Genomic DNA, 22,302 nt, shown 5'->3' on the forward strand with positions numbered 1-22,302 from the left:
GAATGAATTTTAAAGCGATTTTAGACAAAATAAAGCCAACGAATAATAAAGGTAGCTCGCAAGTTGTCTTGCTGGGCAATGACGCCATTTATATTTCATCGACAGAACAAGATCCTCAAGTAGCCAGCATTCCCGTGGTTAATGGGGACTGGGAGAGTGCGCTAAAAAAATCGCTTAGCAGTGAGGCGTTTACCAGTAATAGCGTCCAACTGATTGTCTGTGCTAACTACTACCAAACCTACCAAATTGATAAACCGGACATTCCAGAGAGTGAATGGTCGGTAGCACTGCCTTTTTTACTCAAAGATCTTGTTTCAGAAAGAGTCACGGAAATTACTGCGAGTGCGGTCGCGTTACCAACGTCGAACAAGCTGCAAGTATATGTCCTGCCTAAAAAGCTGTTGGACAAGCTTTTGAATATCACTAATTCGGCTCAGGTTGAATTAATAGGTGTTGCTCCTGAAGATGAAATCTGGGGTTACAGTGCAGGCGAACTGTCTAATTTCATTCTTTTACAACGTAGCGTCAATTCACACTTTAAATTGGGTGCGTTTGTCGAAAATACCGTTTGTTTTCAAAGAACCATCCGCAGTGTTGTGCCACCTTTAACGGGTGTTGCGTCAAGTGCTCTGCAGTTAGATGGCCTCGCTTTAGAGCTTCAACGCTCGATTGATTACCTTTCTTCTCAAATTAAAGGCACCCAGCTTCACCAGCTTAAAATCTGTTGTGACGAAGAAGATGAAGCAGAGTTACAAAGTGCCTTAAACAGTACATTGAGCTCGACAGTTTCACTGTTGGTTGAAGGTGAGCGTGATAATTCAGAGAGTTTGTTGCTTAAACTTGCAGCTGAAAAAGAGACGTTTAAGGTCAATCTTTACCCTGAACACCTTAAGCCTAAAAAAGAATATTTTACGCTGACCAATGTTGTTGCGAGCTGGGGAGTAATTTGTGTTTTGATGCTTGGTGGTTACTTCGCAATGCAGTATCAAGTTTCTAATCTAGATAAAGAGCTAACAGCCCTGCAACAAGACTCGAATCAACTTAACAAGCAAGTTAACCAATTGAATAGTAAGTTAACTCAGCATAAACCGTCTCCAGAGAAAGTCGCGGCGGTTGCGCGTCTCAAACGTGAGACTGAGGCCAAAAAAGAGGCTTTGAAGGCTGTTGGACAATACGACGAATCCCAACAAGTCGGGTATTCTGGCGTCATGAATTCCTTAGCTAAATTAGGCCGAAATGACATTTCTCTTTCGCACATCTACATGACCCACGATACTTTAGATCTTAGTGGCTTGGCTCGTAACGCAAATGTCGTTCCGAACTGGATTGGTCAGTTTAAAAGTGAGCTTAATTTAGTCGGACGCACTTTTGAAAAACTAAAAATTGGCCGTAATGATCAGGATGTGGTGACGTTTGAGCTAAGTACTCGTCGGGAGAGTAAATAATGCAGCAGTGGAACCAGCTGAGCGATAAGTTTCTTGCATTAAGTCAAAGAGAAAAATGGCTACTTTTTGTGTGTGGTTTTGTTGGCCTATCGATGTTGTTGTTCACCTTATTGGTTGAGCCTGCGTATCTCGATCTACAAGCTAAAAATGCCAAGGCGAGCAGCCTGACTCAATCGAATCAAAGGCAGCAAGGTGAGTTACTTGTTCTGCAAGCTCAGTTAAACAAAGACCCAGACAAAGAAATTAATCGAGAGTACAAAAAGCTGCTGGTGGAGAGCCAAGATCTCTCTCTTCAGCTTTCTCAGATTGTTGATGGATTAATCACACCTTCTCAAATGTCGCAGTTACTGGAGAGCGTTCTTAACGCCGGTAATGGACTAAAGCTTGAATCGCTAGAGTCATTAAAACCAGAAGCGATTTCGAACAATAAAGAGACCAGCGAATATTCAGGCTACTTTCTTCACCCTGTAAGAATGGAGCTAACCGGCAGTTACTTTGATATCTCAGCTTACCTTCAAGCACTTGAGTCTCTACCTGTGAGTTACTACTGGCGCACATTTGAATACTCAGTAGAAGAATATCCTAAAGCTCGACTGGTGTTCGAGGTTTACACATTAGGTACTAGACAGGAGTTTATCGGTGGTTAGAACTCTTTTGTTGTCCTTGCTATTTAGTAGCTCTTTTGTGTGGGCTGAGCAAGATCCCACGGCGCCATTAGGCTGGCTTTCACCTCAACAGAAAACGGCGCCTGCTAAGAAAGCACCAACTCGTTATCGCTTGCCTTCTTTAGAAAGCATCGTGTGTAAGGGAGATACGCCTTGCTATGCGATTATGAATGGTCAGATTCTCGGACAAGGGGAAACGATCAGAGGGTACCGAGTTAAGAACATAGATCCAGAATACGTCACTCTGCAGAGAAGCTCTAAGCAGTGGAAATTAGAGATGTTCTCTTTAGATGTTAAGAATAATTAAGGTTAGAGTGAAGACATGCGTAAACTTGTAGTAGCAATCCTAGTGTCATCTTTAGTCGGCTGTTCGATGGGGCATAGAGATCCTGTTGAGATTAAAGAGTCTTTAAACGAATCAATTAATGAAGCCAATAGCAGAGCGCTTCATGAGCTGCCTTCGTCGGTTCAAGATGACCTTATGCCTCAGCTTAATTCTGACTCGATGTCTCCGGGGATGGAAACGGTTAAGCGTTTTCGTATTCAGGCAAAAGGCGTTGAAGCGAGAACTTTTTTTGCCAGCTTAGTGAAAGGTACGGAATATAGTGCGGCTATTCACCCAAGTGTGTCTGGAAACCTTACGCTTAATCTAACGGACGTGACGTTAGATGAGGTACTGGCTGTTGCTCAAGATATGTATGGCTACGATATTGAAAAGCGTGGCAAAGTGATTCAAGTTTATCCTGCAGGTCTTCGCACCGTAACGATCCCTGTCGATTACTTACAAGTTAAGCGTTCTGGTCGCTCACTAACGACGATCACCACCGGCACGATCTCTAACTCAGATTCGAATTCATCGAGCTCTTCAAACTCGAACTCAAACTCGTCAAATTCATCTAACTCTTCTAATTCATCAAACTCGACATCGAATGGTGGTACAGAGATTGAAACGACCTCTGAAAGTGATTTTTGGCCACAGCTTGAAGCGGCGGTTGCTCACTTAATTGGCTCGGGCGATGGGCAAAGCGTTGTCGTGACCCCGCAAGCGAGTGTGATTACAGTGCGTGCTTACCCTGACGAAATTCGTGAGGTTCGAGAGTTCTTAGGTATTTCTCAAAAACGCCTGCAGCGTCAAGTTATCCTAGAAGCCAAAATCATGGAAGTCACTTTGAGTGATGGTTACCAACAAGGAATTAGCTGGTCGAATTTGTCTAAGTCGATTGGCAGCGGCGGTGTGGTAATTGATCGACCTGGTGGAACTTTGCCTCCATTAGATGCGATCAGCTCTTTGTTAGGCGGGCAAACCAACGTAACGATCTCAGATGGCAGTTTTGAAGCGGTATTGAGCTTTATGGATACTCAAGGTGACCTGAACGTTCTATCAAGCCCACGAGTCACAGCTGCAAACAACCAGAAAGCGGTTATCAAAGTGGGTACTGACGAATACTACGTGACGGATTTATCTAGCGCGGTAGGCAGTGGTGACAACGCGAACGTCGCACCTGAGGTTGAGTTAACTCCGTTCTTTTCGGGTATCTCCTTAGATGTGACCCCTCAGATAGATGATAAAGGTAGCGTATTCTTACATGTTCACCCAGCCGTTATTGAGGTCGAGGAAGAAGTGAAAGAGCTCAACCTTGGTTCTACAACGGGTGTGGTGCAGCTTCCTTTGGCGAAAAGCTCTATTCGTGAGTCTGACTCAGTGATTCGAGCTCGAGATGGCGATGTGGTTGTTATTGGTGGTTTGATGAAATCCAACACCAGTGATGTGACCTCTAAAGTTCCATTCCTCGGTGATATTCCAGCCTTAGGTCATTTGTTCCGTAACACCAATCAGTTAACGCAAAAAACTGAACTCGTGATCTTGCTTAAGCCAACGATCGTGGGTGTGAATACTTGGCAAAATGAGTTGGAGCGTTCACGTGATCTTCTTCAACAGTGGTTCCCTGATGAAGAGTAATTGCTTATTTTCTCTATATAGAGTGGCAGTGTCTCACTAAGCTAGGTCGTCGTATGTATCAAGCTCACTTTGGTTTTGAACAACTGCCATTTACCTTAACGCCGAATACCGATTTCTTCTATGGTTTAGCGCCTCATTTCGAAGCGATTCAGACGGTAATCTCGGCGTTGGAAATGGGTGAGGGCGTGATTAAGGTGACCGGAGAGGTAGGCACTGGAAAAACCATGGTTTGCCGAATGTTGGTCAATCACCTACATGACTGTACAGCTCTGATCTACTTACCAAACCCTGTGTTATCAGGGGCAGACTTGCGCCAGGCGGTTGCAACAGAGCTTGGTTTAGCTGTCGATAATGAAGCAACCTTGGTTGATAACATTCAGCATAAGCTCATTGAATTGCACAATTCTGGTTTAAGAGTGGTGGCTATTCTTGATGAAGCTCAGGCTCTATCGGATGAAGCGCTCGAAACATTAAGGTTGTTTGGTAACCTTGAAACGGAAGATAAAAAACTGCTGCAGATTGTTCTATTAGGTCAGCCAGAATTGGATGCTCGATTAGAGGCTTATCACCTAAGGCAGTTTCGCCAAAGAATCACATTTAGTTCGACACTGAGACCGCTGAATCTCGATGAAACGGTGGCTTATATTGATAATCGAATCGCTAAATCTGGTGGCAGTCCTGAGTTATTCAGCTTGAATCAAAAAAAGGCGATCTGTCGTTCGTCGTTAGGTATCCCTAGATTGATAAACCAACTTTGCCATAAGGCTCTATTGCTTTCGTTCAGTGAAGATAAGAAAAGTATCGACAACCAACATCTTTTTTCAGCTATGCATGAAACGTACGATGTGTGTAAGCCTAAATTTAAAACGCCAATACTGTGGGGTTGGAATTAATTATGAGCGTCATTAACAACGCCTTGTCTGAATTGGCAAAGAAAAAGTCAGCGACTTCGATTGAAGCGGCAGTCGTACCTAAAGTAAAAACGCGTTCCCCCCTAGTTTGGGTTGTTGCAGGTTTTACTTTGAGCTTAGCGATGGGCGGTTGGGCGATATCGCAAGGCCCTGTGATTGATCAGTCTATTGTTGAGCAGTCAATCTCAACTCGAGATTTACAGGTTCAAGTCTCTGTCGTTGATGATTCAAATGGCATTCAGGAAGTTGCTCAACCTATCTCATCGCCAACTAAGAAATTGGTGACACTAGACTCTGCGATCCTTTCAACAGAAAACACTGCGATGGCAAAAAGCGCTCAATCTAAGCCTAGTGTTTCCGAATCAGTTGTTATGTCTGCCCCAAAAGCGACAAAACAACAAACACCGGCTAAACCTCTAAGCACGCCTAAAACGACTAAGACTGAAATTCCCCAACCAGTTTACGTTGCTAGTGTGGCCAAAAAAGATCCTGCGTCTATCTCTAATGAGCCTATAACCTCTGGTGGTTCAGAAAATAGCGGAATGTTGATCGAGCAGGTTGAGTTAACTCCGGAACAGCTATCTGTGAATGCACAAGGTCGAGCTCAGAAAGCGCTTGATGCGAACGATCTTACTGGTGCGTTGAAGGGCTACACTGAAGCTCTACGCTACACGCCACGAAATGAAGATGTCCGTCAGAAACTTGCGATTCTCTATTTTGGTAAAGGCGATACTCGCAAAGCCTATGAGCTTTATCAGTCTGGTATCAAGCTCAACATCAACAGTGAAAAACTGCGTTTAGGGTTATCAAAACTGCTGGTAAAAGCGAATCAATCAGAAGCGGCTTTAAGTCCGTTAATACATTTACCACCGAACCCTACCCAAAATTATTTGGCGATGCGTGCGGCCTTGAGTCAAAAGAGTCAGCAAGAAGAAGTGGCATTGGAAAGTTACCAAAAGTTGGTTGAGGTCGATTCAGATAATGCTCGCTGGTGGTTAGGCTTAGCGATTCAGCAAGAACGTCAACTCGATTTCACAGCTGCTAAAGCGTCATACCAAGGTGCGTTAACCAGAGTCGGTATCTCATCTCAATCACAAAGCTTTGTGCGTGACCGGTTAAAAATACTCAATGCTTTAGAGGAGAGCGGCGATGCAAATTAGATTAAGAAAAAGACTTGGTGATTTGCTTGTCGAAGAAGGCATTATCACTGAGGCTCAAGTTGAACAAGCACTGGCCGCTCAGAAAAGTACTGGGCGTAAGCTGGGTGATGCGCTAATTGAGCTTGGCTTCTTGTCAGAACAGCAAATGCTGAGCTTTTTGTCGCAGCAGTTAGCGATTCCTCTTATTGATTTAAGCCGAGCCGTTGTCGATGTTGAAGCAGTACAGCTTTTACCCGAAGTACATGCTCGTCGCCTTCGTGCATTGGTTATTGGACGCCAAGGTGACACTTTGCGTGTTGCAATGAGTGACCCTGCGGATCTGTTTGCCCAAGAGTCTTTGCTTGGTCAGCTCGGCGATTACGCGCTGGAATTCGTTGTTGCTCAAGAAAGGCAATTGGTTGATGGCTTCGATCGCTATTATCGAAGAACCAAAGAGATTGCCTCGTTTGCTGAGCAACTTCACGCTGAACACCAAGTTAATGATGCTTTTGATTTCGATATCGCTGAAGAAGACAGTGATGAAGTTACCGTCGTTAAGCTGATCAACTCACTATTTGAAGATGCTATTCAGGTTGGTGCTTCGGATATCCATATCGAGCCAGATTCAAACGTATTGCGTCTTCGTCAGCGTATTGATGGTGTGCTGCATGAAACATTGCTGAATGAAGTGAATATTGCTTCAGCACTTGTACTGCGCTTGAAGCTGATGGCAAACCTCGATATTTCAGAGAAACGTCTTCCTCAAGACGGCCGATTTAATATCCGAGCTAAAGGTCAGTCGGTTGATATTCGTATGTCGACCATGCCAGTACAGCACGGTGAATCAGTGGTTATGCGTCTTCTTAACCAGTCAGCAGGCCTACGTAAACTAGAAGAGTCGGGCATACCGAGTGATCTGTTGGTTCGTCTGCGTCAACAATTGCGCCGTCCACATGGCATGATTTTGGTTACCGGCCCAACCGGCTCAGGTAAAACAACAACCTTATACGGCGCGTTAAGTGAATTAAACGAACCGGGTAAAAAGATCATTACTGCGGAAGACCCGGTGGAATACCGCCTACCTCGTGTGAATCAAGTTCAGGTAAACCCTAAGATCAATCTCGATTTCTCTACTATCTTGAGAACCTTTCTACGTCAGGATCCCGATATTATTCTTATCGGTGAGATGCGTGACCACGAAACCGTTGAGATAGGCTTGAGAGCTGCACTGACCGGCCACTTAGTATTAAGTACGTTACATACCAATGATGCGGTAGACAGCGCGTTGCGTATGATGGATATGGGTGCTCCGGGTTACTTGGTCGCGAGCGCTGTTCGAGCAGTAGTCGCACAGCGATTAGTTCGTAAAGTGTGTACAGATTGTAAGGTTGAGGATGAGTTAGATGAACCTCGCAAGCAATGGCTGAGCGTCCGTTTCCCTAACCAAGTAGGTGTGCCGTTTATGAAAGGCCGTGGTTGCCAGAACTGTAACTTAACCGGTTACCGCGGGCGAATTGGTGTATTTGAAATGTTGGAGCTAGAGCAAAACATGATGGATGCACTGAGAGCTAATGATGCGGTAGGTTTTGCTCAAAAGGCGAGACAGTCTGAAAACTATAAACCGTTATTGGCTTCTGCGATGGAATTGGCTCTGCAAGGTGTCGTGAGTCTTGATGAGATAATGCATCTTGGCGAAGGTGATGCGTCCGGTGCCACTGACCCAATTTATCTGTAGGGGTAGAATGATATGCCAACGTATCGTTATGTAGGTCGCAGCTCTGATGGTAGTCAAGTAAGTGGGCAATTAGACGCGAATAACGAAGATCTTGCTGCTGAAAGCTTGATGAGTAAAGGGATCATTCCAACCTCTATCAAACTGGGCAAAAGTGGTGGTTCAGTCTTAGATATGGATGTATCGAGTCTGTTCTTTCCGAGTGTACCGTTAGAGGTGTTGGTTCTGTTTTGTCGACAGTTATACAGCCTAACCAAAGCGGGTGTACCACTATTAAGATCGATGAAAGGCCTCACTCAAAACTGTGAAAATAAGCAGCTGAAAGCCGCCTTAGAAGAAGTGGTTGCTGAGCTAACCAATGGTCGCGGCTTAGCGGCGTCAATGCAGATGCACCCCAAGGTGTTCAGTCCGTTGTTTGTCTCGATGATTGGTGTTGGTGAAAACACAGGTCGCCTAGATCAGGCTTTACTGCAATTAGCTGGATACTACGAACAGGAAGTTGAGACTCGCAAACGAATTAAGACTGCGATGCGTTACCCAACATTCGTGATCAGTTTTATCTTGATCGCAATGTTCATTCTTAACATCAAGGTTATTCCACAGTTCTCAAGCATGTTTGCGCGCTTTGGTGTCGACTTGCCGCTGCCTACTCGTATCTTGATTGGTATGTCTGAGTTCTTTGTGAATTACTGGGGCTTAATGCTAGGCGTGATCTTTGGTCTTATCTTTGCTTTTAAAGCCTGGGTTAAGACAGACAAAGGGCTCGAGAAGTGGGATCGATTACGCTTAAAAATGCCGGTCATTGGCGGGGTAGTGAATCGAGCACTGTTGTCACGCTTCTCGCGTACTTTTGCTTTGATGCTTAAAGCGGGTGTTCCACTGAACCAGTCGCTAGCGCTTTCGGCGGAAGCTTTAGATAACCGTTTTCTAGAGTTGCGAGTTCAAGCCATGAAATCGGCCATTGAAGCCGGTAGTACGGTTTCGTCGACCGCGATTAACAGCGAAATTTTCACACCGCTCGTGATACAAATGATCTCCGTCGGTGAAGAGACGGGTCGTATTGATGAGCTATTACTTGAAGTGGCTGATTTTTATGACCGCGAAGTCGATTACGATCTGAAAACCTTAACCGCCAGAATTGAACCCATTTTGTTAACCATCGTTGCAGGCATGGTGCTGATTTTGGCGCTAGGTATCTTCTTGCCGATGTGGGGAATGTTGGATGCGATCAAAGGCTAGGGAATGCTAAATAACCTACAACGCTCACGTTTTGTTATTTGGACAGTGGTTATTCTTTTTCTTATTGTCGGTGTGCTTTCGGCATTCAAAACGGTAGAAGAAGAAGCGACTAACACGGCATTTATCGTCGCGAGCAAGCGGATTTTAGAGCAAGCCAATTTGTTCAAACAGCAGTATTTGTTATCGGGTGCTGGGCAAGAAGAAGGCTCGGAACCCCCAAAGATCTACAGCAGAACTGGGTGGGTAATGCCTATCCAAGGTACGGAGCGAGACTGTAATTATTGGCTGGATCAATTATATCCTCAAGGGAGCATTTTAGGGCTAAGCTCTCCAAGAGTTGAAGATAAAAGTGACAACAGACACTTTCACTGTAGTTATCATTATACTGATAAATATCAGGTAGATATATTACTTGAAAGAGAAAGGTTTAGTGTAAAAGCCAATATTTTGGCTTTGTGAAAATATTGACAGTTTTAGTATGGTTTTATACGTGCGCGAATGTATAATGCGCGTTAATAATTAGATGAGTAGGTAGAAAATGCTTAAGAATCAAAAGGGTTTCTCCCTTGTCGAATTAGTGATAGTGATCGTAGTTGTTGGTTTATTGGCGGTCGCTGCGTTGCCTCGTTTTCTTGATGTGACGGATGAAGCCAAGAAATCCAGTATTGAAGGTGTCGCTGGTGGCTTTGCAACGGCTGTTTTGTCAGCAAGAGCACAATGGGAAGCGGAAGCAAGGCCGTCAGAGAAGATAGGTGTTGAAACATACAATACTGTAAACTATGATGGTGTTGATTTTTGGTTAACAAGATCAAAAAACAGTAACAACGTCGAGACCGACTTTCGTGATGGCTATCCGTGGACTCTGAACAATAATTCGAGCACTGCTCCACAAGATATTTCAGACCAAACATGTTCTGAGTTGATGGAAAACTTGCTGCAAAATCCACCTAAAGTTGGTGCGGTTTCAGATATCGCTAATGACTCAAATTACAAATATTCAGCGCAAGCGAATTCAGGTGATGCAACCTGTACTTACGTTCAATTAGAAGGTAGTACCGAGCATGAATTTGTTTACGAAATTAAAACTGGTCGTGTGACCGTAACTTTGCAGTAAGTCTGCGTAAAATTAAACATAGAGAGAGCTTAACTATGAAAAGACAAGGCGGTTTCACCCTAATCGAACTAGTGGTTGTAATTGTTATTCTAGGTATTCTTGCTGTAACTGCGGCACCACGTTTCCTAAACCTGCAAGATGATGCGAAGGATGCAACGCTTGAAGGTCTAGCTGGTGCAATTCAAGGCTCAGCGAGCATTATTTATGGTAAGGCTGCAATTGAAGGCTTCGAGAGTACTTCAGGTGCTCTAAGCGCTGGTGGTTCAACTATCAATACTACTTTTGGTTACCCAAATGCAACTGAAGATGATATTACAAATATCGTTCAGGGAATCGGTGATGATTTTGAATTTATTGAAGTAGTAACTGATTCAGATCCTGCTCAAGTAACTTTTGGCATTCCAAATTACACTACTAACTGTGTTGTATATACTCAAGCTGAGAATGCTAATACACCGGCTACTGCAAACGTTGTATCTTCAGGTACTGGTACAATCTGTTCTGCTAACTAAGTCAAATATTTTTGATTAGGCCAGCACCTGCTGGCCTTTTTTCTATCCAAAACATACAAATATCAAAACTATTCATATACATAAGAGCGAAAGCTTCATTATCTTGTATAATCAGTACTCGCTTGGCAGTTAGAGGCTCATTATGGATAACAGCCCCACACCCAACGGCTTTACTCTGGTAGAGCTGATCATCGTTATCATTATCCTCGGTATTATTTCAACGTTTGCCGCGAGTCGCTTCGTTGGTACTTCTAGCTATTCCACTTTTACTGCGCAAGAGCAAATTATCTCGGTGATTCGTCAGGTTCAAGTGAATCGCATTCAAACCAATATCCCCAACTTATACAATTACTGTAACGATACGAGTAACCTTGATCTTCAAAAACTTTGTCTGCGCAGCCGCATAACTATCAATGCTAGTTGTATTGGTAGTTCAAGAGGTTGCAGTGCTAGTGACCCTAACTCTCGGAGCGATTTAGTTGTAGCTGATCAAGTCTCGTTTAGTACTACACCTTCAGTGTCACAAATTACGTTTGATCTTCTCGGTAACCCGCTTGATACCGCCAGTAGTGGTGTGAGCATCTTGATTACCTCAGCGCAAAACCAAGCCAGTGTGTGTATCAATTCTCAAGGTTATGTGAGTGAAGGGGCGTGTCTATGATTCGCTCACGTGGTTTTACTCTGATTGAAAGTATTGTTGTGATTATCGTACTGGGTATTGCGATGGTGACGATTAGTAGTTTTTTAGCACCACAAGTGGCAAGTTCAGCAGACCCACAATATCAAAACCGTTCCGTGGCCTTAGGCCAGAGTTTGATGAATCAAATTTTAGCTCGCGGCTTTGATGAACACAGTGATTTTGATGGTGGTCTGGTGCGTTGTGGGGATGCTGGTGCGACGGCTTGTTCTGCCCCTAATGAACTGGGAGTGGATGGGGCAGAGACTGCGCCCGCTGCTTTTAATGATGTCGATGATTATATTGGATGCTGGTACACCGATACCACTGAATCAGCATGTGTATCACCTATTAAGTACCCACTTGCTAATATCCTAGATGAAAATATCGAAGACAGTTATGCCAATTTTAGAGTTGAGGTCTTGGTGTTTTATGACGAAGACATGGACGGGCTTAACGACAATGTAATTGGAACGATGAAGCGCGTTGAGTTACAGATCTTTGGTGGTAACAACCGTTATAGCTTGGTTGCTTACAAGGGGAACTACTAATGAAACAACGTGGTTTTACTTTGATAGAAATGATCGTAACCATTGTTGTGGTTGCCGTCATTGGCCTCGCAATTGCCGGTTTTGTTGAATACGGTATGAAAGGCTATGTTGAGACTATTGATCGTCAAAAAGTACAAGTAAAAGGCCAATTTGTTGTTGAGAAAATGTCGCGAGAGATAAGCCATGCGGTTCCCAACAGTTTTGATTCGAGTATTACTCCAGCTTCGGCTTCGTCCTATGCTCAAAAATGCCTAGTATTCTATGCTATTAAATATTCTGGTTTTTATCATTTTGATGAAGCGACAGATGAGCTGAATTTTATTATCGGCCAAGACTTCCCAATACTCAACGAAGACGATTTCTTAATTATTAACCCAACGGATTATTCAGAGTTCGGAGAGAATTCGACTAAGCGAATTCCTGTGTCGGGGTTAGTCTCAACGAGCAATGTGTTTACCGCTTCTTCGGTAAGTTTGAGTAGTCAATCTATTGCTAAACGTCATTATATTTACGATGACAGTGATAGTGCTCCGGTGAGTTACTGTTTAGTAAACGATACTATTCAGAATCAAGGTTTAATCCAGCGTAACGGAGTCACTGTGGCGGATAGCATCAATTATGCCGACAGTAATTTTCGTTACGAAGAGCCAAGTTTACAAAGAGGTGGCGTGATTCACATCGATCTTGTACTTGAGCAAAACAACGAAGTAAGTGTTTACCAACAAGATGTGCAGGTACTTAATGCGCCATAGTAAATCATCCCAAAAAGGCAGTGTTTTGGTCGTTGCAATATTTGTTATTGTGGTGATGGGCTTCCTCGCGACTTCTCTAGTGCAAGTCCAATGGTCAAATCACGATACATTGACCCGTAAGCAACTTGGGACACAGGCTTGGTTGCTAGCACACTCTGCGAATGAGTGGGCACTTACTCAAGTGTACCCTTTGACTGTATCTCCCGCGGTTTCAACAAGTGTTAGTGCAGCGTGTGGTAACTTAAATTCAAATCAAGTGAGCAGTGGGATGTCGACTATCTGTACAGTTGAAGAGTTAACTTGTACTCCGATCGGAATTTTAGATGATGTTGGTTTTTTTAAGATTGAATCAACAGCCATTTGTGGCTCAGGTATCAACCAAGTACAGCGTATTCAAGAAGTTTGGGTGAAGGAGTCAATACGATGAAAGCATGTAGATATATTTTAGTTGCCTGTTTCTGCCTATTCCCTTTGATCGCGACAGCGTCGACTTGTAACGTAGATCCGAGCGGTGAATTTAAAATATCATTTAATATCAATTCCGCCCAGCTTGTTGAATCTGTGTTTGCAGAGCAAGAGCCCGGAAATAACCGCCCGGAATACACCATCTGGACCAATGATATTAATGAGCCTACGGTGGGAGATACGCCCTTTATTCGCGATCCTCGTTACATGGTTGGTGGGGGAGACTATAGTGTTCAACTGATTTATCAGCCGGGAGCGGGAAATGATGCCGGAACCGCAGACTACTACGTTGACGATGGGCAGGGTTTTACTTTTTTAGGCAATTACCCCGCAGACTTTAAAGGTATTCACCCGCAAAGCGTCGATATTAATAGTGGGGACAGTACTGAACTAGAATGTGACAGCTCGGATATCGAGCCACCGCCGGTTTATTCAAACGATGCTCAGTATGAATTTGGTATCGTTCAGTGCTCTGGTGGAGAATGTAAGATCCCACTGACTCAGTCTTATACCAACACGCCACTGGTGTTTGTGATGCCAACCATTGATTCAAGTGCCCCTGACGCGGATGCTCCTGCAACGTTAATGGTTACCGAGGTAAGCAAAACCGAAGCGACCATCAAGCAGATTAAGGCGCCAAAGAATGGCGGTGGTTCAGATTTAGATAGCCAACCGATAACAGAAGTCAGTTACCTTGCGATTGAGCCCGGTGTGGCCGATTTTAATGGCCATGAAGTCATAGCGGGTTATTTGAACACCGATGCAGCCAGTGCTAAATCAGGCTCAAATAGTAATGATAGAGTCCTTTATAGCGATTTTGGCGGAGCTGGCTTTTCTTCTAATCCGGTGGTATTGCATCAAATTCAAACTCGAAATAACAATGATAAATGGATGACCTCTGGCAAGGTTAGGCGAACCGATGAAACGTCATACATTGATTTGTTTTTGGAGCTAAGTGCTTCTCACCGCAGTAACGATGATTATGACGATGAGAAGATCGCGTTTTTAGCGACGTTAGCCACCAATACTAACCTTGATGTTGATGGTTTTAAGGTTCAATTTGCAAGAGGGTATGATACGCCAAGTCAAAGCGGTAATGACCCAATGTTGGATGGCTGTGAGGATAAGTATGCTACCACCTCTCTAACGAATATTGACGGGATCATAGCTAATAAACAAGAGAGGGCTGGTGGACACGGAGGCTGGCTACGTCGATGTAACATTAACACGAACCAAGTTAGCTTTGTTGTAGATGAGGACTTTAGAGACCGCACGCATATTCCGGAAGAAGTGGGTTACTTTGCGTTTGAGTTACCTGAGGTGGTTCCTGTTGCCAACGTGTGTAACTTGTTTCCCGAGCCCATTCAGAGTTGGACTGGTGTGAATAGCTCATTGACGGTTACCAGCCAGCAAACAAAATTTAGCGGCTGGTCTAATAACTATATTAATCAATCTTTAAAAAAGGTCTCTGAAGGCTATGAGCTCTTTAATGATAAATGGACAACAAAAGATGACTTTTTATTATTGGGTTTTGATGATGCGAGTGAGTTTTATCATATTTATAATTTTCCAGTGTGTGATGAACATCAATGTGATGTTGGTAATAATGATAGCCAACTTGAATTAAGAAAGATTAAAGGCAGTTACGTAACCTCTATTGCAGAAAAAAATCCATCAGAAAGTTTAACCATTACGGGCAAGGCTTCGGATATTTTGCAGAGCTGCGGAGCGGACTCAGAGATATGTTCTTACCAAATTAACGGTGAAACAATAGATGTTTTCATTGAGAGTAACTTGTCTAAGCTCGTTATCAACAAGCAGGGGAATGATTATAATCTAGTTCGAGTCGTCTTAGATGAAGACAGTTATATCTCAGATGTTAAAGTTAGTGGAGGGGCGGGTGTAGAACTGGTTTTTCCTGATAATTCCACGGTGACCTTTGATAATTATGAGCATGATGCAGGAGATTTGGTATATGCCTTTGAGGGCAACTCTCAAATAAATGTGATAACACGTATGAAGTTTAACTTGGCAGTTGATATACAATCTGACTTCGCTTATCCCATTATATACGCTCCTAAAGGTGAGGTCATATTTGACGTTGGGAACTCTACTTTCAAAGGATTTATTCTCGCAGATACTGTAGATTTAAATCAGACAGCTATTCATGGTGCCGTGACAGCGAGAGTCGCCGTGCTTGATAATGGTGTAACGATAATCAAACCTGATTATTCTTGTGAACCCCCAGTACAGCAAGGATTATTGGTTGTAGAACCTCAACAATTATATAGCCTAACCTGTGAGCGAATTCCGGTTGAGTTTCGCCTAGAAGAGAATGGCGAATTGGTCGACTCTAATGAGCAGTTTGAAGCGACGGTAACCCCAACGGGAACGCGATGGTGTACGGGTGAAGCTAACAATGCGTGTGAAACTCCGGATTATACGTTTGATGGTGGCATTCGAACCTTGTATTTAGACTCTGATACGGTTGGTAATTTCAGTGTTGGGGGAGTCTACGATTCAGAGCCCGCAACATCGACACAAGTTTTTTATGTGCCCTATAAGTTTGATACAAGCCCAAGCCAAATACATATGAATGCAGCTCAAGACTCTCAAGAGTTAGTGGTAGAGGTGACGGCTCAAGCTTGTGATCAAGGCGTTGTTAGCCCAGTAAATGGCTATACTAAAAACTTATCATTTGATGCTTCTAAAGATTACTTTCTTGAAATGCCTACCCCTGAAGATGGATCACTTGATGACTTCTCAGTTACAGATCTAAATTTTGATAATGGTGGTGCTACAACTGAAGTAAATTGGAGCAATGTTGGGCAAGTTAATGTAGTTATCAATGATCCTAGCTTTGATTGTTCTGAAATTGAAGGGTGTCCTATTTATGAACAGCCTGATTCCGCAAGTTCGGGGTTGGTTGGTAGCTTTGTTGTCAAATCTAAACCTTATGAGTTTGCTGTATGTACTGATAGCGATTCAAGTGGAACGAGTACAGAATCCAGTAGTAGTGGCTTTGTTGCAGCGGGGGAGAGCTTTGATGTGGACGTGAAACCCATGATTACCGGAGCTAATGTAAATTCCGTATGTTCAAATAATGTAGGTGTTCCTTCGAATTATTTTGTGTCTCAAGCTTCGATCAGTGTTTCCCATTATTTAGACACACCAAGTGAGGGTGTACTTGGCTATTTGATGCCCGACACGATATCTCCGAGTATTTCAATTAGTGATCAGTCAAATGGTGGGTACCAACTTGATGGGTTAACCTACTCAGAGGTAGGAAGTTTTGAATTGGTTGCAATTGAAACGGGTAACTTTTATAGCACCATTGCCCCTCCAAATGGTGATTCAGGTGTCACTGGGTCTAAAACTATCGGCCGTTTTTACCCCAAATACTTCATGCAAGGTGACCCTGAGTGGAATGTTACAAATCAAAGTGATATTGCATACTTAGACCAACCTTATGACTCAACCGTTCATCAGGTATACCCAATGGCATCAGGTGAAAGCAGTGTTGGTAACGCGCTTAACAACTATCAATTCTTTGCCCCGAGCCTACAAGCCAGTTTTGGTGTTCTAGATGATACAGCTGTCGATAATGGGTTCTTGCTGGATACTGAGGCAGGCACTTGGTCTACTGATCGTAAGCATTGGTTGTTGAACGATAGTGCCGCTGTTCTTCAGCGAGTTACGGATTTGTATGACGTTAGCCGCAGAGATGCACCGTTTAATACTTCAGATGCTAACTCCACTATTACCCACTTTGGCTTGACTGTTGCAGGAGTTGATCCTGTTTCATTTACTGACTCTGATATTTTGACTGATTCTGTCGAGTTTCCGGTCCAGCCTCCAGCTCGTTATGGTCGAATGGTGCTAGATGATATTGGTGGCAATTCTGATACTACTCTAACTATTCCATTGCGCGCTGAGTTCTGGGATGGCAGCGAGTTTATTGTTAACGAGGATGATGACCGCAGTACCTTCAATGGGGCTAATACTTGTAAACAAGTTATTTGGCACAGTGAAGGGGCGGCAACCACTTTAGTTTCATTTAACGGTAATGGAAATGTGGATGATGGAGAAGAAGAGGTCACAGCAAATCAAAATACGCCAGCAGGAACAGACGCGCCACGTGAGCAAGTTCGTCTGTGGTTAAGAATGGATGACTCTGAGCCTGATAGCGATGGCGGAAATAACATCTCATGTAGTGGCAGTGATCAAGATCAACCATGGCTACGTTACAACTGGCGCCAACTGGGTGATGAAGATCCATCCACCGTCGTCACATTTGGTATCTACCGTGGTAACGATCGTGTGATCTACCGAGGTGAAAGTGGCTTAACAGGTCAGTAATAATATAATTTTTGCCCCTTAAGTTAGGAATCTGTAAGAAATTGCGGGTTTCAGTCCATGTTTGTACTTCAATGCCTTGCCGTAACAGCAAGGCATTGGTACATTTAGTGCAATTTTTGTCTTCTAATTCTTGCAGGATGAGCGAAGAATATGTTTAAAAAACTTCGTGGCATGTTTTCAAACGACCTATCGATTGATTTAGGTACAGCCAATACCCTTATTTATGTAAAAGGCCAAGGCATTGTTCTTGATGAGCCTTCAGTTGTAGCTATTCGCCAAGATCGTGCGGGTTCTGCAAAGAGTGTCGCTGCTGTTGGCCACGCTGCTAAGCAAATGCTTGGTCGTACGCCTGGTAACATCTCAGCGATCCGTCCAATGAAAGACGGTGTAATTGCCGACTTTTACGTAACGGAAAAAATGCTTCAGCACTTCATCAAACAAGTGCATGACAACAGTGTGCTTAAACCAAGTCCTCGTGTTTTGGTTTGTGTACCTTGTGGTTCAACACAGGTTGAGCGTCGTGCTATCCGTGAATCAGCGTTAGGTGCTGGTGCTCGTGAGGTTTACCTAATCGATGAGCCTATGGCTGCTGCGATTGGTGCTGGCCTACGTGTCTCTGAGCCAACAGGTTCAATGGTTGTTGATATCGGTGGTGGTACTACTGAAGTTGCGGTTATCTCACTGAACGGTGTGGTTTACTCGTCTTCTGTTCGCATTGGTGGTGACCGTTTTGATGAAGCGATCATCAACTACGTTCGTCGTAACTACGGCAGCTTGATCGGTGAAGCGACAGCAGAGAAGATCAAACACGAAATCGGTTCAGCTTACCCTGGCGATGAAGTCAATGAGATCGAAGTTCGCGGTCGTAACCTTGCTGAAGGTGTGCCTCGTAGCTTTAGCCTAAACTCAAACGAAATCCTTGAAGCACTTCAAGAACCTCTATCTGGCATCGTATCTGCAGTGATGGTTGCACTTGAACAGTGTCCACCAGAGCTGGCTTCTGATATCTCAGAAAACGGTATGGTACTAACAGGTGGTGGTGCACTGCTTAAAGACCTTGATCGCCTGTTAACAGAAGAAACAGGTATCCCTGTTGTTGTTGCAGAAGAGCCATTAACGTGTGTTGCTCTAGGTGGCGGTAAAGCTCTAGAGATGATCGACATGCACGGCGGCGATCTGTTCAGCGAAGAATAATATCTAGTGTTAGGCTCTTTTCTTATCTAGTTTTATGTAAAGAGCCTAGGACCTTGTCTATAGGATCAAATGTAGCTCTAGGACCAAATATAGAATGAAGCCAATTTTTGGTAGAGGTCCCTCTCTACAATTGCGCCTGTTTTTTGCTGTAATTTTATCAGCCAGCCTTATGCTGGCTGATAGTCGTTTAGATGCTTTCTCAAATGTTCGCTATCTATTAAACAGCATGGTTGCGCCTATTCAATATGCAGCCAACTTGCCTCGCACTATGTTCGATGGTGTTTACGACCGTTTTAGCACTCGCAAAGGGTTAATTGAATCTAACCATAATATTAAACGAGAAGTCTTGCGTCTGAAGAGCGAGCTGATTCTGCTTGAGCAATATCAAGAAGAAAACAAGCGCCTTCGTAAGCTGTTAGGCTCGCCGTTTATCCGTGATGAGAAGAAAGTCGTCACAGAAGTTATGGCGGTAGACACTTCACCATATCGCCATCAAGTCGTGATCGACAAAGGTCAGATTGATGGGGTGTATGAAGGTCAGCCGGTGATCAACGAAAAAGGCATTGTCGGCCAAGTCACTTTCGTTGCTGCTCATAATAGTCGTGTATTACTACTCACTGATGCAAACAATGCGATTCCTGTTCAGGTTATTCGTAATGACATCCGTGTGATTGCTTCGGGCAATGGCATGATTGATGAGATCCAGCTAGAGCACATTCCAACCAGTACCGATATACAAGAAGAAGATCTGTTGGTGACATCAGGTCTTGGTGGGGTATATCCAGAAGGTTATCCAGTCGCCTATGTTACGGCCGTTGATTACGACCCGAAACGTGAGTTCGCTGTGATTAAAGCAGAGCCTGTGGTTGAGTTCGATAAGCTCAGATACCTGCTGCTTGTATGGCCTGATGAAAACAAACAGATGCAAGCGGATCAATCGAGCATAGAACAAGCATTGTTAGAGGGCGAAGATGGCCAATAGCGTTTTGAGAAGCAAGGTAGTAATTTTCTGCTCATTTTTAATAGCACTGATTCTGCAGACGATCCCTTGGCCTGGTAGCTTAGATTTATTTAGACCATCTTGGTTACTGCTGGTTACGTGTTACTGGGTTTTGGCTCTACCGCATCGTGTTAACGTGGGTAGTGCTTTGATTTTAGGCTTATTGTGGGACCTTTTGATCGGCTCTACTCTGGGTATTCGAGGCATGATGATGGCAATAGTGATGTACATTATTGCGATGAACTTCCTCGTCATTCGTAACATGGCGTTATGGCAGCAAGCGATGATCATTGCCGCGTTAACGGTCTTGTTTGAGGTGTTGATCTTCTTTGGTGAATATTTGATCCAAGATGTTGTTTTCAATCCGTTATCGTTATGGAGCGCATTGATAAACTGTATACTTTGGCCTTGGATGTTTTTATTAATGAGACGCGTGCGTCGCCATTGGCATGTGAGGTAGCGTGACGATGGAAAAGAAACATTTAGTTTTGGCATCCGGCTCTCCACGCCGCAAAGAATTGCTATCTCAACTCGGTTATGAGTTTTCTGTCCTCGTAACCGATGTTGAAGAGTGTAAACACGCTCAAGAAACCGCCGAAGAATATGTTAAGCGACTATCTTTAGATAAAGCTTTAGCTGCGTTGTCTTTATTGAAAGATAACCCTTCTGAAAGGCAGCATGTCGTTCCTAGTTCTGATACTGTAGATCATGGCTCTGATATAGTCGTTCTTGGTTCTGACACAGTCGTCGTAAGCCAAGGGCAAGTGCTTGAGAAACCCACCGATTTTGCTGACTCTAAGCGCATGCTTACTCAGTTAGCGAATGAACGTCACCAAGTGATGACGGCGGTTTCTGTGGTTTCAGAAGAAAAACAAAGAACAGAAATCATTATTACCGACGTATGGTTTAAACCCCTCAGTGAAAAAGAAATAGAACAATACTGGCAAACAGGGGAGCCATGCGATAAAGCCGGTAGCTATGGGATCCAAGGTTTGGGCGGACGCTTTGTCACCCGAATCGAAGGTAGTTATTACGCCGTTGTCGGCTTACCTTTATTTGAAACGGACCAGCTACTGCAAGAATTCTTATAATTACTAACCTGAGGTGCACCATGAGTGCTGAATTGTTGCTGAACGTGACCCCGAGTGAAACTCGTGTGGCCATGATTGAAGGGGGGGCTCTTCAAGAGATCCATGTCGAACGAGATGCTCGACGCGGTATCGTAGGAAATATCTATAAAGGACGTGTAAGCCGTGTTCTTCCGGGAATGCAGGCGGCTTTTGTGGATATAGGCCTTGAGAAAGCAGCTTTTTTACACGCCTCTGATATTGTCCCACACACTGAATGTGTCGCTGAAAACGAAAAGAAACAATTTCAGGTTCGTGATATTTCAGAGCTTGTCCGTCAAGGGCAAGACATTGTGGTGCAAGTGGTCAAAGACCCTCTTGGTACTAAAGGTGCTCGCTTAACCACTGATATCACTCTACCGTCTCGTTATCTGGTATTTATGCCGGGCGCAAGTCATGTTGGTGTATCTCAACGTATCGACAGCGAGTCTGAACGTAACCGTCTTAAAAAAGTCGTGTCTCGTTACTGTGACGAACACGGTGGCTTCATCATCCGCACAGCAGCAGAAGGTGCAGATTCAAATGAGTTGGCACAAGATGCCGCATTCTTGAAGCGATTATGGCTAAAAGTATTAGAGCGTCGTGGTAAGCACAAGGCGCGTACTCGTTTGTATGGTGAGCTTTGCTTAAGCCAACGTATCTTACGTGACTTCGTCGGTACTGAGCTGAGCAAGATTCAGGTCGATTCTCGTCTAGAATATGAAAACCTAAAAGAGTTTACCTCTGAATACGTGCCTGAGCTGACAGACAAGCTTGAGCTGTATGAAGGTGATAAGCCTATCTTTGATATGTACGATACCGAGAACGAAATTCAGCGTTCATTGGATCGTAAAGTCGAATTAAAGTCTGGTGGATATCTGATTATCGACCAAACTGAAGCGATGACCACGGTTGATATCAACACTGGCGCGTTTGTTGGTCGTCGTAATCTAGAAGAGACGATTTTCAACACCAATGTAGAAGCGACTCAAGCGATTGCTCGTCAGCTGCGTCTACGTAACTTAGGTGGCATCATCATTATCGACTTTATTGATATGTTGTCTGAGGAACATCGTAAGCGAGTACTAACTTCTTTAGAGGCTGCGCTCGACAAAGACCGTGTGAAAACCAATATTAATGGCTTCACGCAGCTTGGGTTGGTTGAGATGACTCGTAAACGTACTCGTGAAAGTATTGAGCATATCCTATGTTCGAGCTGTCCTGCTTGTGAAGGCCGCGGCAGTGTGAAGACAGTTGAAACCGTTTGTTATGAAATTCTTCGAGAGATCACGCGAGTGAATCGTGCGTACGACGCCGATAAATTTGTGGTCTATGCGGCAGCTGCCGTAGCTGAGGCGTTAGAGGGCGATGAATCTCATGCGCTTGCGGAGCTTGAAGTCTTTATTGGTAAGCAAGTTAAAATCCAGGCTGAGCCTCTGTACATACAAGAGCAGTTTGATGTTGTTATGATGTAATGGAAAT

At 44.0% G+C, this 22,302-nt stretch carries 21 protein-coding genes; all 21 read left to right on the plus strand.

The features are described from left to right. Positions 1-2: 2 nt before the first annotated feature. Positions 3-1,445: an MSHA biogenesis protein MshI gene (locus AB4507_RS08405; protein WP_017061344.1), complete on the plus strand. Its 1,443-nt coding sequence runs from the start codon at positions 3-5 to the stop codon at positions 1,443-1,445. Then, positions 1,445-2,092 (plus strand): type 4a pilus biogenesis protein PilO, encoded by a 648-nt coding sequence (gene pilO / locus AB4507_RS08410; RefSeq protein ID WP_017061345.1) that lies wholly within the window; start codon positions 1,445-1,447, stop codon positions 2,090-2,092. The genes AB4507_RS08405 and pilO overlap by 1 nt, the downstream gene beginning before the upstream one ends. Next, complete coding sequence (locus AB4507_RS08415; protein WP_017061346.1) at positions 2,085-2,417, plus strand: hypothetical protein; 333 nt, start codon at positions 2,085-2,087, stop codon at positions 2,415-2,417. The genes pilO and AB4507_RS08415 overlap by 8 nt, the downstream gene beginning before the upstream one ends. A 15-nt stretch (positions 2,418-2,432) precedes the next feature. Continuing rightward, complete coding sequence (gene mshL, locus AB4507_RS08420; protein WP_017065932.1) at positions 2,433-4,070, plus strand: pilus (MSHA type) biogenesis protein MshL; 1,638 nt, start codon at positions 2,433-2,435, stop codon at positions 4,068-4,070. Positions 4,071-4,123: 53 nt separating this feature from the next. Beyond that, positions 4,124-4,963, plus strand: coding sequence for an ExeA family protein (locus tag AB4507_RS08425; protein ID WP_017061348.1), 840 nt, complete (start codon positions 4,124-4,126; stop codon positions 4,961-4,963). A gap of 2 nt (positions 4,964-4,965) precedes the next feature. Further along, the gene (locus AB4507_RS08430) at positions 4,966-6,141 is read left to right on the plus strand and encodes a tetratricopeptide repeat protein (protein WP_372182527.1); all 1,176 of its coding nucleotides are present in this window, start codon (positions 4,966-4,968) and stop codon (positions 6,139-6,141) included. Beyond that, positions 6,131-7,855 (plus strand): GspE/PulE family protein, encoded by a 1,725-nt coding sequence (locus AB4507_RS08435; RefSeq protein ID WP_017061350.1) that lies wholly within the window; start codon positions 6,131-6,133, stop codon positions 7,853-7,855. The genes AB4507_RS08430 and AB4507_RS08435 overlap by 11 nt, the downstream gene beginning before the upstream one ends. Positions 7,856-7,867: 12 nt before the next feature. Further along, positions 7,868-9,091: a type II secretion system F family protein gene (locus AB4507_RS08440; protein WP_017061351.1), complete on the plus strand. Its 1,224-nt coding sequence runs from the start codon at positions 7,868-7,870 to the stop codon at positions 9,089-9,091. 3 nt (positions 9,092-9,094) lie between these two features. After that, positions 9,095-9,550 (plus strand): hypothetical protein, encoded by a 456-nt coding sequence (locus AB4507_RS08445; RefSeq protein WP_017068728.1) that lies wholly within the window; start codon positions 9,095-9,097, stop codon positions 9,548-9,550. A 79-nt stretch (positions 9,551-9,629) separates the two neighbouring features. Continuing rightward, complete coding sequence (locus AB4507_RS08450) at positions 9,630-10,205, plus strand: prepilin-type N-terminal cleavage/methylation domain-containing protein (RefSeq protein ID WP_372182528.1); 576 nt, start codon at positions 9,630-9,632, stop codon at positions 10,203-10,205. A gap of 35 nt (positions 10,206-10,240) precedes the next feature. Next, positions 10,241-10,717, plus strand: coding sequence for a type II secretion system protein (locus AB4507_RS08455; protein ID WP_229648289.1), 477 nt, complete (start codon positions 10,241-10,243; stop codon positions 10,715-10,717). Positions 10,718-10,859: 142 nt separating this feature from the next. Then, complete coding sequence (locus AB4507_RS08460) at positions 10,860-11,378, plus strand: prepilin-type N-terminal cleavage/methylation domain-containing protein (protein WP_372182529.1); 519 nt, start codon at positions 10,860-10,862, stop codon at positions 11,376-11,378. After that, on the plus strand, positions 11,375-11,944 hold the full coding sequence (locus AB4507_RS08465; protein ID WP_372102341.1) for a prepilin-type N-terminal cleavage/methylation domain-containing protein: 570 nt from the start codon (positions 11,375-11,377) through the stop codon (positions 11,942-11,944). Before AB4507_RS08460 ends, AB4507_RS08465 begins: the two co-directional genes overlap by 4 nt. Next, complete coding sequence (locus tag AB4507_RS08470; RefSeq protein ID WP_372182530.1) at positions 11,944-12,696, plus strand: PilW family protein; 753 nt, start codon at positions 11,944-11,946, stop codon at positions 12,694-12,696. Before AB4507_RS08465 ends, AB4507_RS08470 begins: the two co-directional genes overlap by 1 nt. Continuing rightward, the gene (locus AB4507_RS08475; RefSeq protein WP_372182532.1) at positions 12,686-13,123 is read left to right on the plus strand and encodes an MSHA biogenesis protein MshP; all 438 of its coding nucleotides are present in this window, start codon (positions 12,686-12,688) and stop codon (positions 13,121-13,123) included. Before AB4507_RS08470 ends, AB4507_RS08475 begins: the two co-directional genes overlap by 11 nt. Further along, complete coding sequence (locus AB4507_RS08480; protein WP_372182533.1) at positions 13,120-17,520, plus strand: DUF6701 domain-containing protein; 4,401 nt, start codon at positions 13,120-13,122, stop codon at positions 17,518-17,520. Before AB4507_RS08475 ends, AB4507_RS08480 begins: the two co-directional genes overlap by 4 nt. Before the next feature lie 150 nt (positions 17,521-17,670). Next, positions 17,671-18,714 carry a rod shape-determining protein gene (locus tag AB4507_RS08485; RefSeq protein WP_017068734.1) on the plus strand — a complete coding sequence of 348 codons (1,044 nt, stop codon included), beginning with the start codon at positions 17,671-17,673 and terminating at the stop codon, positions 18,712-18,714. 94 nt (positions 18,715-18,808) lie between these two features. Next, positions 18,809-19,696 (plus strand): rod shape-determining protein MreC, encoded by an 888-nt coding sequence (mreC, locus tag AB4507_RS08490; RefSeq protein ID WP_004735927.1) that lies wholly within the window; start codon positions 18,809-18,811, stop codon positions 19,694-19,696. Continuing rightward, complete coding sequence (gene mreD / locus AB4507_RS08495) at positions 19,686-20,174, plus strand: rod shape-determining protein MreD (RefSeq protein WP_017061361.1); 489 nt, start codon at positions 19,686-19,688, stop codon at positions 20,172-20,174. Before mreC ends, mreD begins: the two co-directional genes overlap by 11 nt. A 7-nt stretch (positions 20,175-20,181) precedes the next feature. Next, complete coding sequence (locus AB4507_RS08500; RefSeq protein WP_017066953.1) at positions 20,182-20,805, plus strand: nucleoside triphosphate pyrophosphatase; 624 nt, start codon at positions 20,182-20,184, stop codon at positions 20,803-20,805. Positions 20,806-20,825: 20 nt separating this feature from the next. After that, positions 20,826-22,295, plus strand: a complete 1,470-nt coding sequence (gene rng, locus AB4507_RS08505) for a ribonuclease G (protein WP_017061363.1) — start codon at positions 20,826-20,828, stop codon at positions 22,293-22,295. Positions 22,296-22,302: the final 7 nt, after the last annotated feature.

The organism is Vibrio sp. 10N.222.54.A3, assembly GCF_041474095.1.
In the GTDB taxonomy this organism is placed as follows: domain Bacteria; phylum Pseudomonadota; class Gammaproteobacteria; order Enterobacterales; family Vibrionaceae; genus Vibrio; species Vibrio crassostreae_C.